The organism is Oleiphilus sp. HI0061, assembly GCF_001635675.1.
This window is the reverse complement of record NZ_LWFE01000014.1, coordinates 1-14,742: the sequence shown is the minus strand read 5'-3', so window position 1 is coordinate 14,742 and position 14,742 is coordinate 1. Positions and strand designations below refer to the sequence as shown.

The window sequence follows — 14,742 nt, the reverse complement described above, 5'->3', positions numbered from 1 at the left end:
TAAAAAATCGTATTGTGATGGCGCCGATGACTCGCACATTTTCACCGGGTAACGTCCCAAATGAACAAGTTGTCGCGTACTACGAGCGTCGTGCTGAAAATGATGTGGGCCTGATCATTACAGAGGGCACCCCAGTTGGTCATAAAGCTGCAAATGGTTATCCTAATGTCCCCTTCATGCATGGTGAGAAAGCATTAGCTGGCTGGAAAAAAGTAGTTGATGCGGTTCATGCGAAAGGTGGAAAGATCGCGCCTCAGCTGTGGCATGTAGGTTCAGTTCGTAAAGAGGGCGTAGAGCCTGATAAGTCTGTACCGGGCTATAGCCCTTCTGGTTTGTTTAAGCCAGGCAAAGAAAATGGCGTAGCGATGACGCAGGAAGATATTGCTGAGGTTATTGAAGCTTTCGCACAGGCTGCTGAAGATGCAAAAAGTATTGGCTTTGATGCTGTGGAAATACATGGCGCGCACGGCTACCTAGTTGACCAGTTCTTCTGGGAAGGAACAAACCAGCGTACTGATGAATATGGTGGTGATATGCTCAAGCGAACTCGCTTTGGGGTTGAGCTTATTCAGGCTGTCAGAGCTCGGGTCGGAGAGGACTTTCCGATTATTTTACGTTTCTCTCAGTGGAAGCAACAAGACTATGAGGCACGGTTGGCCAACTCTCCAGAGGAACTGAAACAATTCCTACAGCCTTTATCTGAAGCCGGAGTCGATATTTTCCACTGCTCAACACGCCGATTCTGGGAAAATGAGTTCGATAACTCTGACTTGAATCTTGCTGGTTGGACTAAGGAGTTGACAGGTAAGCCGGTAATCACCGTTGGTAGCGTTGGTCTAGATAGTAGTTTTATCGATGAGAAGGGCTCGAGCTTGGGGATGTCTGACAAGGCGGGAGTGGCGTCTAGCCGAATTGCTGAATTGTCTGACAGAGTTGCCCAAGGTGAATTTGAGCTGGTCGCGGTTGGCCGTGCGCTACTTCAAGACCCTGAGTGGGTATTGAAAGTGAAAGAACAGCGTTTGGATGAATTGCAGGACTTTTCAAAAGCAGCATTGATGAAATTGATCTAAGTAGGCTTATAGAAAACGGCTGCTTGAGTAACAGAATATTTGAGCAGTCTCCGCTATTTTCGAATTAGTATAAGAAAATTAGGTTTACAATGTCTCTACTTTTGAAAGCTTAGCCGACTTTTTGGCTAGACTTGAGCTTGGTTTTATTGAGTTTCTTGGCTTTCGAGGGGACTGGAGTGATATTTACATCAACGTAGTTTCGTTGTAGCCACCATGGCAGCTCACTAAACTCCATATTACGGCGATCAGCTTTACGGCGGTTATTTTTATATTTTCGAGCTTGAGCAGTATCCTGCCTACGATCCTGGCCTCGCTTATCATTGAAAACATGGCTTTTTTCGGTTTTCATTGTATTCATGAAAGGCCTGAAGAGAACTCGTTGGAAAATGCTTACAATGTATGTTACCACTTTCCCACTGTGATTTGCGACGCCCTAGATCGATAAAAATGAAAGGAAGCTCAACTTATTGATCTTCCTCAAGTCCTTTCATCGTTTCTCTGTTTATTTAATCGACAAATAGATCGTTCATCAGTTTTTTATCTGGATCATCTGAGTAGCGATAGTGATCGAAATCATCCACGCCTCTCTTGCGAAGGATGTCTTCATCAATGATTACTTCACCACTGAGCTCACAATCTTGGGTGGTGAGTATTTCGTAGGCAGCATCGGCCATAATGGCGGGCTTACGACCTTTTTCAAGAGCCGACTTTCCGCCACCTTCAAATTCGATGGCAGCTGTAGAGATTAATGTTTGTGGCCATAGGGAGTTCACTGCAATTCCGTAGCGCTTGTATTCGGCTGCCATCCCAATAGTCAACATCGACATGCCATACTTGGTGACGGTATAAGGACCATAATGCTGGAACCATTTTGGGTCGAGGTTAACGGGTGGTGAGAGGCTCAGAATATGGCCGCATTCAGACTTCTTTAACCAAGGTAGCGCAGCCGTTGATAAGCTCAGTACGGCGCGAGTATTGATCTGATACATTAGGTCAAAACGCTTCAAAGGCAGCATTTCAGAGTTCATCAGTTTGATTGCGCCAGCATTATTAATAACCGCATCAATACCGCCAAATTTTTCAACACTTGCCTCAATGAGCGCCTTAACCTGCTCGTCTTCTCGGACATCCATTTGAAAGGCGAGTGCTTGTCCTCCAGCTTGTTCAACTTCTTCGGCAACGCTGAAAATTGTGCCGGGGAGTTTAGGGTGAGCTTCAGCTGATTTCGCTGCGATGACGATATTCGCACCATCGGCGGCAAACTTAAGTGCCATTTCTCGACCAATGCCGCGGCTTGCGCCGGTTATAATAATCGTTTTATTAACTAATGATCCCATCTTTATTCGGCCTTATCGGGTGTTACGTTGACAAGCAGCTGTCGCAATTTAACTTGATCACCTTGGGCAACATTCACAGCCTTGACGATTCCATTAACGTCAGACTTTAAAGGGTGCTCCATTTTCATGGCTTCGAGAATAACAAGCGTTTGTCCTTTCTCGACTTTCATACCCACTTCAGCTTGTACTTCAATAATTGCGCCATCCATGCTTGCCTTAATTTTCCCAGACCCTGAACCATCTTGAGCTTCGGCCGCTTGATGAGTGCAATCTTCAAAGCAGAAATACTCGCTCTCTAGGCGTATAAATATCTGTCCCCCGACCACTTTATAGCGACAGGTTTTGCGCACACCTTGCTCACTGTAGGTGAGTACGCCAGGCACATTACCCATTAATACGATGCGTGTTTCATTATCACCTTGTTTGATTAAATATTCGTTCTCGTTTTGCTCCAGGCTCAAGTCGAACTTGTCTTCACCGCTCTTTAACTGGTAAGGCCATGGAGCTTTGCCAGTATTGCTCCAACCAGATAATTCGTTGCCCCAAGGGGAAAGTTGGCTTGCCGTACGAGACGGGCTTTGTTCCAAGTAAGAGATCATGGCTGCGAGCGAAACAGCCAATGCTGAAGGCGTCTGTTTGCTGAGAGTTTTACTGTCAACGAAGTCGTCACCAATAAAGGCTGTGGTGGCTTCGCCATCGATGAACACCTGATGTCGTAGTACTTCGCATAGAAAGTTACTGTTAACGGTGCAGCCAAATAGGGTGCTTTCTTCAACAGCACGGATCAAACGACGTCTCGCTTCTTCACGGTTTGCGCCATAGGCAATAATCTTGGCTAACATTGGGTCATAGAAAGGCGAGACGGTTTGGCCGGTTATAATGCCATCATCGATACGTAAACCGTCACCTTGAGCTGGCTCCCAAAGGTGGACCGGGCCCGTTTGAGGTAAAAACTGATTTGCAGGGTCTTCAGCATAGAGGCGAACTTCCATGGCATGTCCATTAAGTTCGATTTGATCCTGAGTCTTGGGCAATACTTGACCTGACGCTACATTGAGCTGCCAGGCTACCAAGTCAGTACCGGTAATCAGCTCTGTCACCGGGTGCTCTACCTGTAAACGGGTATTCATTTCCAGGAAGTAGAAGTTCTTATCTGAGTCGACCAAGAATTCAACCGTCCCTGCACCGACGTAATTGCAAGCTTTGGCTGCTTGTACAGCCGCTTCACCCATGCGCTGGCGAAGTTCAGGGTCGACAAATGGCGAAGGCGCTTCTTCAACCACTTTTTGGTGGCGACGCTGGATAGAGCAGTCGCGTTCACCAAAATAAACAGCATTACCGTACTTGTCGGCGAAGACTTGAATTTCAATATGACGAGGTTTGATCACGGCACGCTCAAGAATCAGCTCACCACTGCCAAAAGCATTCTCAGCTTCTGAACTAGCTGTTTTGATTTGTGCTTCCAGCTCGCTCTCTTCAAAAACCAGACGCATACCACGTCCACCACCACCGGCAGAGGCTTTTACCATAATAGGGAAGCCGATGGTTTGGGCTTCTTTTAGGAGTGTCTCAATGTCTTGATCAGCACCTTCATAACCAGGGATACAAGGCACACCGGCCTTGGTCATAGCGATCTTTGATAAACGTTTGCTACCCATAAGCTCGATTGCTGCAGAAGGTGGGCCGATAAATTCAATATTGGCCTTTTCGCAAGCGTTGGCGAAGTCACAGTTTTCAGACAAGAAGCCATAGCCAGGGTGAATGGCGCCAGCGCCAGTTAGTTTAGCGGCCGCAAGGATTTTGTCTGCGACTAAATAGGATTCGCCTACTGGTGCTGCACCAATACATACCGCTTCGTCTGCGTTAAGAACATGTGGCGCACCCGCATCAGCTTCACTGTAAACCGCAACGGTTTTATAGCCGAGCGACTTAGCTGTACGCATCACACGAACGGCAATTTCTCCACGGTTTGCAACTAATACTTTTTCGAATGTCACTTGTTTAGACATCTTAATACTCTCTTTTTATCGTTATTCCCTCGAAGGCGGGAATCCATTGTTTTGATGATAACTGACTACTCTGCCCAGCTAGGCAATCTCTTCTGTACAAAGGCCATGGTGCCTTCCTGGCCTTCTTTACCTTGTACTGCTTGTGAGAAGGAATGGGCTGCAGAGTCTAATAACTCTTCCAATGGTTGTTTGCCGACTCCGAGTATCAGTTCTTTCGTGATACGGTTAGCATCTGGTGCACAGCGTTTAACTTGGCTAAGTACTGATTCTAGGGCTTCTTCAAGTGCTTCACTTGTTTCATGTGCCTCGTGAACAATGCCCAGCTCCTTAGCTTCCTGACCGTTAAAACAAGACCCTAATAAGGCTAGACGTCTCGCTTGGGTTAAGCCAATGCGTGTCACGACAAATGGAGCGATTTGAGCCGGTGGAATACCCAGGCCGGTTTCAGGTAAGCCAAATTTTGCGTCACTAGAGGTTAGGGCAACGTCGGAAATACAGGCAAGGCCAAAGCCTCCGCCCAGGACTGCCCCCTCTGTGACCACAATGAGTACCTGTGGAATCTGATTCGCATAAGTAATCATGCGTCCAAATTCGCGGTTCAGCTCGTAGAACGGGTCGTTTTGATCAGCAGTTTTAGAGCCTTCCGCCATACGGGCACCTGCCATATCTTTAATATCGCCGCCAGCGCAGAAGTGGCCTTCTGCGCCCCGTAATACTACTGCACGAATGTCTTCCTGTGTTTGAATACTTTCAAACACAGCCATTAACTCTTTAACCATTTTTAGGCTCATCGCATTGCGAGTTTTAGGGCGGTTGAGTGTGATATGCAGTTCATGGTCTCGCTGTTCAAGTAATAGTGTTTCGGTTTCTGGTAAAGTCATAGTTAGTGATCTCTTCGTCATTTAATAATTTACATAATAGATCCCGGCTAAAAAGAATGCCGGGATGACGAGGAAGGGTTTACTTCTTCTTGCCGGGTAAAATACCCATTAGCTTGCAGATAATGCCGAGCATGATTTCATCTGCACCGCCGCCAGTAGATACTAGGCGTACGTCACGCATGGCGCGAGATACTTCGTTGTCCCACATGTAACCCATGCCACCCCAATATTGTAAACAAGAATCGGTTACTTCTCGGCCCAAGCGGCCTGCTTTTAGCTTCGCCATAGAAGCAAGCTTGCTGACATCCTGCTTGTTGATATAACCTTCAACTGCCTGATAAGTCAGGGCTCGAAGGGCTTCGATTTCAGTTTGTAATTCTGCAAAGCGGAAGTGAATTACCTGATTATTAATCAGAGGCTGACCGAAGGTCTCTCGTTGCTTACAGTAATCGATAGTGCTGTTTACGCAGCGTTCCAGAGCTTTGATGATATTTGCCGCACCAAACATACGTTCTTCCTGGAATTGCATCATTTGCATCATGAAGCCCATTCCTTCGTTTCCGATACGGTAACGCTGCGGTACACGAACGTTGTCGAAGAATACTTGAGCTGTTTCAGAGGAGCGCATACCGAGCTTATCTAGTTTCGGTGCAACGGTAACGCCTGGTGTATTCATCGGTACAATGATCAGCGATTTATTGACGTGTACTTTGTCGTCAGAGGTATTCGCCAATAAGCATATAAAGTCAGCACTTGGCGAGTTAGTGATCCACATTTTTGTACCGTTGATGATGTAATCATCACCATCTTTTTTGGCAGTCGTTTTTAGGCCCGCGACATCTGACCCCGCACCAGGTTCAGAAACACCGATACAGCCAATCATGTCGCCGGTAATAGAAGGTGCTAAAAACTCTTTACGTAGGTCATCCGAGCCGAAGCGTGCTAGAGCAGGAGTGCACATATCTGTCTGTACCCCAATGGCTAGGGGTACGCCACCGCACTTAGCCAGCCCAAATTCTTCTGCAGCCACAATGCTATAGCTGTAATCGAGCCCCATGCCACCAAACTCAGTCGGTTTGCTAATACCTAAAAGGCCAAGCTCGCCAAGCTTTTTGAATACGTCTCGCATTGGAAATGTGCCAGCTTGCTCCCACTCTTCAACATGTGGGTTGATTTCATTTACGACGAAGTTCTTAACGGTACGACGGATTTCTTTGTGTTCTTGAGTAAATTGCATTGTTCTTGCTCTGTTCTTTAAATTATTTGTGAATATAGTCGGACTCAGCGTCATCGCCGCGCAAGCGGGGATCCATTGTCTAGTTTTATATTCAGTCTGTTCTTAGTATTCATCAACCTATGTGGCTTAGCTCTAAAACAATAGATTCCCGCCTACGCGGGAATGACCTGGTAGTTTTTGCTTTACATCTTATAGACGCGCTACGCCAAAAGAGCTGGGTCTTAGTTCACGCATATTGGCTTCCTCACAAATATCTAAGAGGAATGCCAACACCTTGCGCGTGTCGCGCGGATCGATTAATCCGTCATCCCATAGGCGAGCGGTGCCAAACAAGGCTGTTGAACCCTCGTCCAATTTATCTGCAGTCGCTTTCTCGATAACATCGAGCATGGCTGGATCAGCTTCTTTACCCATTTTTGCATGTTTTGCTTCTGTGACGATTCGCAATACCTTACCGGCCTGTGCGCCGCCCATAACGGCTGTTTTGCTGTTCGGCCAAGCGAAGATGAAGCGAGGGTCAAGACCTCGACCACACATGGCATAGTTACCCGCGCCATAGGAACCGCCAACGACGATAGTGAGCTTAGCTACAGTGGTATTTGCTACCGCTTGTAGCATTTTAGAACCATGCTTAATGACACCGTGTTGCTCTGAGTGCGTGCCAACCATAAAACCGGTGGTATTATGGAAGAACAATAAACTGGTGTTGGACTGTTCACATAGTTGGATGAACTGAGCCGCTTTGGCAGCGCCCTCGGGCGTGATCGGGCCATTGTTACCAATGATGCCGCAAGCATGACCTTGAATTTTCAAAAAGCCACAAACGGTTTGTTTGTCGAATTCTGGTTTGAAGTCAACAAAATCGGACGAGTCAGCAATACGGGCAATGATTTCGCGGACATCGTAGGGGTGCTTGCTGTCTGCTGGTACAACGCCAATTAGCTCTTCTGGGCTGAAAAGAGGTTCTTGCCACTCTTTAGATGGCTTAGCTGGAAGCTGCTCATTCCAAGGAACGCTCTTCATTAAGTCACGAATCATCCGAATGCCGTCGGCATCGTCTTCTGCGAGGAATTCAGCAGTACCGGCAACTTGCGCATGCATTTCTGCGCCGCCTAACTCTTCATCGCTTGCGATCTCTCCGGTAGCGGCTTTAAGTAGTGGAGGGCCAGCCAAGAACATTTTGGTTTTGTCTTTCACTACGACCGTGTAATCCGATAAGCCAGGCTGATAGGCGCCACCAGCCGTTGCGTTACCATGTACCACTGTGAATTGTGGAATACCTTGCGCTGACAAGCGTGCTTGATTTGCGAAGCCGCGAGCACCTTGCACAAATATGTCGGTTGCGTAGTTCAAGTTAGCGCCGCCGCTTTCTGCCAGTGTCACGATAGGCAGCTTATTCAGTTTGGCGATTTCCTGTAAACGTAGCGTCTTGTCTAGACCAGCAGGAGAAATCGTTCCGCCTTTGATGGCGCTGTTACTGGCGATGATCATGCTGCGAATGCCTGCAACATACCCAATGCCCGCGATAATGCCGCCACCGGCCATGGAACCATCTTTATCATCGTGCATCTTGTAGCCAGCGAGACTGCTCACTTCAAGGAAAGGAGCGCCACGATCCAACAGCATATTGATACGTTCACGCGGTAACAATTTACCGCGCTTTATGAACTTTTCCTTCGCTTGATTTTCTTTTTCTACGACTTTATTTTCAACGTTACGAAACTCGTTAATATAGCCTTGCATGGCTTCGGCATTTGCCTGGAACTCTTCAGACGAAGTTTCGATGCTTGTCTCTAATATACTCATTTAAGTATCCGTATTATTTTGATGCCATTCCCGAAATATTTAATCGGGTAGCATGTTTATTCATGCCCCGCTATCGTTATGGATTCCGGCTTAGACACTGCCGGAATGACGAGAGAGGGGGATTTATTCTTCTTCCTCTTGGAAAATTTTGGGAAGCTCTGCGCGATGGAAGCCATCATAAGACTCAGAGTTATTCGCTCTGGGTAGCGGTGCAACGCGGCCTCCTTGTGAGGCGGCACCATCAATACGAATACAGTCACCACTAATAAAATTTGCCCCTTCACTTAGCAAAAAGCAGATCACGGAGCTTATTTCCGCTTCGGTTCCCATACGTTTCAATGGAATAGCATCTTTTAAACCTAGAATCCAAGGCTTCATGGCTGGAGGATAAGTATCCATGCCGCTGGTGATCACCCAGCCCGGTGCGACAGCATTAACACGAACGCCTGACGCTGCCCATTCAACGGCAGCCGTTTGAGTGAAGTTCACCATGCCTGCGCGGGCTGCACCGGAGTGCCCCATGCCTGGCATACCACCCCACATATCAGCGACGATATTGACAATTGATCCGCCGTGCTTACTCATACTTTGCAGATACACTTCTTTAGCCATCAAGAAGCCGCCGGTTAGATTGGTGCGTACCACCGTTTCCCAACCTTTCTGGTTAATACCGGTAAGTGGGGCAGGGAACTGACCGCCTGCATTGTTCACTAAACCCGATATCACAGGGTGTTTCTTAACGATTTCATTAACCGTTTCTTTGACGATATCTTCTTCGCGAATATCGCAAGAAAAACCTTCAGCACTGCCACCATCTTCGATGATTTCAGCAACCACAGCATCCAGCTTTTCTTGCTTACGACCAATAATGATGACATGCGCGCCAAGCCCTGCTAGCTCATGAGCGGTACAACGGCCAATGCCGCTGCCGCCGCCCGTTACGATAAATACTTTGTCTTGGTATAGGTCATCTCTGAAGATTGATTGATAAGGGTGACTCATGATTTATCTTACCTACAGTTTATTGGCCAAGGCCTGAGGAACAGGGATGGCAGCTTGTAATAATTGTTGTGCGAAAGCTTTGCCTTGAGGGTCAATGCGCAAGCTAGCAACGCCACCTCCACCTAGGCTGTTTTCGAGTAAAAAGTTCACGGCATTGATGCCGGGAAGGTCCCAACGATTGACCTTGCCATGTTCTGGGTCAAGCGTATGTGACATGTATTCAGCAACGAAGTCTTCAGTTAAAGCTTCACGAATATAGGGCAGGTATTCCTCAGAGCGCGCGATGACACCGATATTGGAATGATTGCCCTTGTCGCCACTTCGAGCCCAAGCAAGTTTGATTAACGGAACGTAGCTATTACAGTTTTCGCTTAAAGTTGTTTTATTCTGAGTCGCTTCAGCTCCTACGAAAGACGTTTCGCTATCAATTGATACAGGAATGGACTCTTCACCGAGTTTGACGCTCACATCCAAGTCGGCTTTAGGCACAAGGCAGGAGAATAAACGGATCTTAGGCCATACCGTTGGCCGACCACCAACGATACCGGTGATGCCCGGCGCCATGCCTGTTGCAGCCTGTGCGATCTCTTTGGAAAATAAAACCAGAGACTTCTTATCAGGGCTAGCAACAGATATTTTTACCACGATCTCACGGCACTGGTCAGATGCGCCTTGTTCACCGTAAGTGGTTTCGGTGCCCAGTAACTCAATGCTTTTTTCCGAATAGGCCTTCAAGCCCTTAGCCTCGATCATATGGCTAGTCTTTTCAAGAATCGCTTCAGCCACGGCTTGGGCTTTCGCTTTTGCGTTGATTCCGGCTAACAAGAAGGTGACGGTGCACTTGAAACCGTCTCGCCAGGTTGCTGATACCTTGTATTGATCGCTCGGTGCTCGGCCTAGTGCGCCTGACACTTGGACGATATTGGCGCCGTCTTGCTTTAATCTGACTTGTGTAAAGTCGCAAGTAACGTCGGGTAATAGGTAAGCGTTAGGGTCACCGATCTCATAAACCAATTGCTCTGCAACGGTTGCTTCAGAAACTAAACCACCTGTATCTTTTGGCTTGGTGACAAAGAAGGAACTATCGTCCTTAATTTCAACAATAGGGAAGCCCATATCAGCAAAATCATCTTTAACGAGTTCCCAATCAGTGAAATTGCCACCGGTACAGTGGGCACCACATTCGATGATATGACCGGCCAAGCTGCCTTGTGCCAGTTTGTCGTAGTCATTCCAGGCCCAGCCAAACTCATGAACCATCGCACCCAGCACGACGGCACTATCGACAATACGACCTGTGACAACGATATCAGCATCAGAATCTAGCGCGACGGCTATACCGGGGGCTCCTAAATAGGCATTCATGCTGACAAACATAGGTGGCATATCTGCACCGGTAAACATTTCTTTAACGCCTTGCTTGGCATAGTGAGACTTTTTCGGTAGTACGTTGTCGCCATCGACCATGGCAATTTTCAACTCAAGGCCCGTGGATTCAGCTACCTTTTCAAGTGCAGCGACACAGGCTTGCGGGTTAACGCCGCCAGCGTTGCTGATGATTTTGATGCCCTTGGTTTTTATTGTTTTAAGTAAGGGACCCATAGCGGTTTCGACAAAGTCCGAGGCGTAGCCGGCATTGGGGTCTTTCATTTTTTGTCCGGCCATAATAGACATAGTGATCTCGGCTAAATAATCAAAGACAAGGTAATCAATATTACCTTTCTCAACTAGCTGAGCTGCTGCGGTTTCTGTATCGCCCCAAAATGCTGAGGCGCAGCCAATGCGTATGCTGCTTCTTGCCATGATGTTTACCTGTTTCACTAATTAAACGTCTGTTGTTCTAATCATTTGGAACGCTATCACCAAGTCAACTTTACCAAGCAAGCGCTTGGTTTGTAAACCCTGTATTTTGCGTTATGATGTTTATCTGAAATAATGCTCAAGCAAGCACTTGGTCAAATAGCCCGAACTTCCTTGTGTGTAGGCTATTCTGTCTTTTTGTAATAGGTGTAAAAAATTATGAATGGTAAAGAGTTAATAAAAGAAGGTCTGATGACAGATCCAAAAAGTGCTAAAGGCAGATTACTAATTGAGGCTGCTAGACTATTTCGAGTGAAAGGCTATGAACGCACGACAGTGAGAGACCTTGCGGCGGCCGTGGGTATTCAATCAGGCAGTATTTTTCACCATTTCAAAACCAAAGAAGAGATACTTAAAGCAGTGATGGAAGAGGTGATTATCTATAATACGCACCTGATGCGTACCAAACTCGCTGCAGCAAGTTCGGCCAAAGAAGAAGTTCTTGCATTAATTACTTGTGAGATCGAAGCCATCACGGGTGTTACCGGGGATGCGATGTCTGTTCTAGTCTATGAATGGCGTAGCCTAAACGAAGGAAACCAAAGAGATATTCTTAAGCTTAGAGATGAATATGAGCAGCTATGGTTAGGTGCTTTAGATAAAGCTAAAGCAGAGGGGCAGATTAAGGCGGATACTTTTATTTTACGTCGTTTCTTAACTGGAGCATTAAGCTGGACGACTACCTGGTATAAGCGGGATGGAGAAATATCAATTGAAGATTTGGCTGAACAAGCACTGCTCTTGGCGATTAAGTAAGTAGAGGTGTAAAGTATAGCGTTACTTATTGAGAGCTGGTTTATTCGGCCAACATTAATGGCCAGCTACCAATGTTTGCCGGAAGGTTGCTGCCTCTAATGCAGAGGCAGCAAATCATGCTTAAACTCTTCTACGAGTAAAGCCAAGGCCTGCTAGTCCAAGACCAAGCAAAGCAAGAGTACCTGGCTCGGCTACTGACACAGAGTCGGCAGTATCACCACTGATACCCCAAGCATTAAGAGTACCTGTGTCGCCAGCTAATCTATCGAAGATGGTAAGTTGCCATACAGTGCTGAGTGACTCGCCATCAAATGCTGAAAGCAATTCAGTGCCCTGGAAGGTTCCTGGGCCAAAAGGCGCTGCGACAGTGCTTATATGAGTTCCTGCTTCGTCATCAAAAGTGACTTGAGCTAGGTTATCACCTGAGCCACCATACTGGTCGAATAGCTGCACTTCGGTACCTGTAAAAGTGTTTGTGATAAAGATATCTAGGTCTTGCATCCAAGTGTGTTCAATATCAATGTAAACATTTAGGTCTGCGATGGTTCCAGAGGCGCCAACTGTATTAAAGATAAAGCTGTAGGTGTTACCTGCTGTTCCGTCTTGAGGGATTCTTTCTGGAACGTCTATCGCGTCATAGCTAAATGGTACAGCGAATGCTGCTGATGAGCCGCATAGCATTGTAGCGACTAATGCTGGTTTTAGTTTTTTCATGTGTAAACTCCCTTAGAATAATTTTAGTGCGTTCTTGCACTCACTGAAGTAAGCGGGAATTATGCCGTTATTTATATATTCTATTAATGCTTGGTTGTTATAGTTTGTGCTTATAGATCGTTGATCTTTATGTGTAAAAAAAACTGACATGAGATGTTTTGTTTTTGTGGCTGCTATGACCCAGAAAATATTGCATCGCTTCTTGCTAACACCGGAGAGACTAGCTAAATGGTTTGCATGAGGGGCTTCTATGCTAGGTGTTGCTTAGGTTATGCGAGTGCTTGTAAGGCATTGAGCGGTTTACCCTGTAGGTTTAAACTGTTAGTCCAATTTCCTTCTTCAATGATTCCATAGCTCTAACTACCTGAGCATTTTCTTCCTGTATCGTAATAAACTCATCATCGTTAGATGAATCTTTTACATGGCTATGAACAATAGCGTCTTTATTTACGGGCTTTTCTTGTAACGGCGCATCAAAAAAGAAGTCATCGATATAATCATTTAGTAAATCTTTTTTGGCGATAGGTTTCGTTGCTTCATTCGAACTTAGGCTTTCATTTTCTACTGAAAATAATACTTCAGGTTCGGGAAGCGTTTTTAGAAAAGACTTTGGCTTGGATGCCTTGCCTGGCGCGGCAACTGTTCTTGAGTGCTTAGTTTGCTGGACGGAATCAGGGGTACTGGTTGCTGCTAGAGAGTTGTGACTGTAAGCCTCTTTGTATAAAGATCTAATCTTTAGAAACTTGATGCCGATTAATAATACAACTAGCGCTTCAAGGGTATGGATAATGGTGATAATCACAGTCAGCTCACTAAAGATAAAGTTTAGCCACGTCATTCGTTGTGGCAGAAAATGCTATGATTCTTACCTTAGTTCCTTTAAGAGCTCCCTTAAGAAATGCTTCCCTAGTAGCAGTATTTATAGCACTTATATTAACGTTATCTTTAACTGTCGTATAGTTTAATTTTGAGACCAGTTTGCCAAAAACAACTAGTGAACGCTATTGACAGCTTATCGCCGGGCTTGCGGTTCAATATAGGTAGTGTTGTTGAGAGTTAATGCACTCATTGGGTGCCTGGGATATACTGCAAGCAGTTTAAGAATATTACTTACCTTCAATAAGAGGCCTTATGTCGGAACAAGAAAATACTTCACAAATGCTGGTCGATATAAGTGGTGATCTACTCTATTCAGCGGGCAGTGCGAGTGAATTACAGTCACGTCTAGATATGCTTGTTGTTGCCTGGAATATGTCCTTGCTTTCTCGCGCTGATAGAGCGCTGAAAATGAAGCGTTTTATACGTAAACAGAAAGGCGCAGCCCCAAGTAAGGATGCATTAAAAAGCTTAGAGGGCGAGATAAAAAAGATTGTTAAGCGCAAGCTGGATTTGTATCCAGGCCTAGACACCGAGTTAGTGAGAGCCGAGGCGCTTATTCAGTCCCAGGATAGTTTTGAAATTAAAGTCTACTTCAAAGACAAGGAAGAAGAAGCGAAGCAAGAACAAGCAAAATATACGATTACTCGCTTAAATGAAGAAATGGCAACTCGAGAGCTCAGCGACCTAAGTAAGCTAGGAATCAAGTAAATATTTTAATGCCCAGTTGGAAGCAACCACATGCCCTGCTCAGGTTTAAGTGGGCTTCCTTTTTGCATTAGTTTGAAAGGTAGAGACTTGCTCCGCCCCTTGTCATTTTTACGTATAACAAAATGTAGGTGTGGGCCTGTGGAGTAACCCGTGTTCCCTGAGAGCGCCAAGATTTGACCTGCCTTAACTTTATCCCCAGCTTTCACTCGTATACTGCCCGCTGAATAGAGTAGATCACCACTTATATCGACCAGCATTTGTGAAGTATTTTCTTGTTCCGACATAAGGCCTCTTATTGAAGGTAAGTAATATTCTTAAACTGCTTGCAGTATATCCCAGGCACCCAATGAGTACATTAACTCTCAACAACACTACCTATATTGAACCGCAAGCCCGGCGATAAGCTGTCAATAGCGTTCACTAGTTGTTATTGGCAAACTGGTCTCAAAATTAAACTATACGACAGTTAAAGATAACGTTAAT

14 protein-coding genes are annotated in these 14,742 nt (G+C 46.0%); 3 read left to right on the top strand and 11 right to left on the bottom strand.

Annotation, left to right across the window (positions count from 1 at the left end; translation table 11 throughout):
- On the top strand, window positions 1–1,070 hold a 1,070-nt coding region (locus tag A3735_RS00335), incomplete at its 5' end, for an NADH:flavin oxidoreductase (protein ID WP_068637337.1).
- 109 nt (window positions 1,071–1,179) lie between these two features.
- Here A3735_RS00335 and A3735_RS00330 read toward each other — a convergent pair.
- From A3735_RS00330 to A3735_RS00295, 8 genes are all read right to left on the bottom strand, one after another.
- Complete coding sequence (locus A3735_RS00330) at window positions 1,180–1,428, bottom strand: hypothetical protein (protein WP_068510431.1); 249 nt, start codon at window positions 1,426–1,428, stop codon at window positions 1,180–1,182.
- Between the two features lie 148 nt (window positions 1,429–1,576).
- A complete protein-coding gene (locus tag A3735_RS00325) occupies window positions 1,577–2,407 on the bottom strand; it encodes an NAD(P)-dependent oxidoreductase (RefSeq protein WP_068510432.1) in 831 nt (276 codons plus the stop codon).
- Window positions 2,408–2,409: 2 nt separating this feature from the next.
- Window positions 2,410–4,416: an acetyl/propionyl/methylcrotonyl-CoA carboxylase subunit alpha gene (locus A3735_RS00320; protein WP_068510434.1), complete on the bottom strand. Its 2,007-nt coding sequence runs from the start codon at window positions 4,414–4,416 to the stop codon at window positions 2,410–2,412.
- 65 nt (window positions 4,417–4,481) lie between these two features.
- Window positions 4,482–5,297 (bottom strand): enoyl-CoA hydratase/isomerase family protein, encoded by an 816-nt coding sequence (locus A3735_RS00315; protein WP_068510436.1) that lies wholly within the window; start codon window positions 5,295–5,297, stop codon window positions 4,482–4,484.
- Between the two features lie 79 nt (window positions 5,298–5,376).
- Window positions 5,377–6,534, bottom strand: a complete 1,158-nt coding sequence (locus A3735_RS00310) for an acyl-CoA dehydrogenase family protein (protein ID WP_068510438.1) — start codon at window positions 6,532–6,534, stop codon at window positions 5,377–5,379.
- A 189-nt stretch (window positions 6,535–6,723) separates the two neighbouring features.
- Entirely contained in the window at window positions 6,724–8,340 is a 1,617-nt protein-coding gene (locus tag A3735_RS00305; RefSeq protein ID WP_068510441.1) for an acyl-CoA carboxylase subunit beta, read from the bottom strand.
- Window positions 8,341–8,463: 123 nt separating this feature from the next.
- Window positions 8,464–9,342, bottom strand: a complete 879-nt coding sequence (locus A3735_RS00300) for an SDR family oxidoreductase (protein WP_068508579.1) — start codon at window positions 9,340–9,342, stop codon at window positions 8,464–8,466.
- Window positions 9,343–9,354: 12 nt separating this feature from the next.
- On the bottom strand, window positions 9,355–11,145 hold the full coding sequence (locus A3735_RS00295; RefSeq protein WP_068510443.1) for an acyclic terpene utilization AtuA family protein: 1,791 nt from the start codon (window positions 11,143–11,145) through the stop codon (window positions 9,355–9,357).
- Window positions 11,146–11,361: 216 nt separating this feature from the next.
- Here A3735_RS00295 and A3735_RS00290 point away from each other — a divergent pair, with 216 nt between their 5' ends.
- The gene (locus A3735_RS00290; protein ID WP_068510446.1) at window positions 11,362–11,958 is read left to right on the top strand and encodes a TetR/AcrR family transcriptional regulator; all 597 of its coding nucleotides are present in this window, start codon (window positions 11,362–11,364) and stop codon (window positions 11,956–11,958) included.
- Window positions 11,959–12,078: 120 nt separating this feature from the next.
- On the opposite strand, the gene A3735_RS00285 is transcribed toward A3735_RS00290, so the two are convergent.
- Window positions 12,079–12,672: a proprotein convertase P-domain-containing protein gene (locus tag A3735_RS00285; protein WP_068510448.1), complete on the bottom strand. Its 594-nt coding sequence runs from the start codon at window positions 12,670–12,672 to the stop codon at window positions 12,079–12,081.
- Window positions 12,673–12,985: 313 nt separating this feature from the next.
- Entirely contained in the window at window positions 12,986–13,510 is a 525-nt protein-coding gene (locus tag A3735_RS00280) for a hypothetical protein (protein ID WP_068510450.1), read from the bottom strand.
- Window positions 13,511–13,803: 293 nt separating this feature from the next.
- On the opposite strand from A3735_RS00280, the gene A3735_RS00275 reads away from it, so the two are divergent.
- Entirely contained in the window at window positions 13,804–14,259 is a 456-nt protein-coding gene (locus tag A3735_RS00275; protein ID WP_068510452.1) for a hypothetical protein, read from the top strand.
- 5 nt (window positions 14,260–14,264) lie between these two features.
- Here A3735_RS00275 and A3735_RS00270 read toward each other — a convergent pair whose 3' ends face one another.
- Entirely contained in the window at window positions 14,265–14,543 is a 279-nt protein-coding gene (locus A3735_RS00270; RefSeq protein ID WP_068637335.1) for a M23 family metallopeptidase, read from the bottom strand.
- Between the last annotated feature and the right edge of the window lie 199 nt (window positions 14,544–14,742).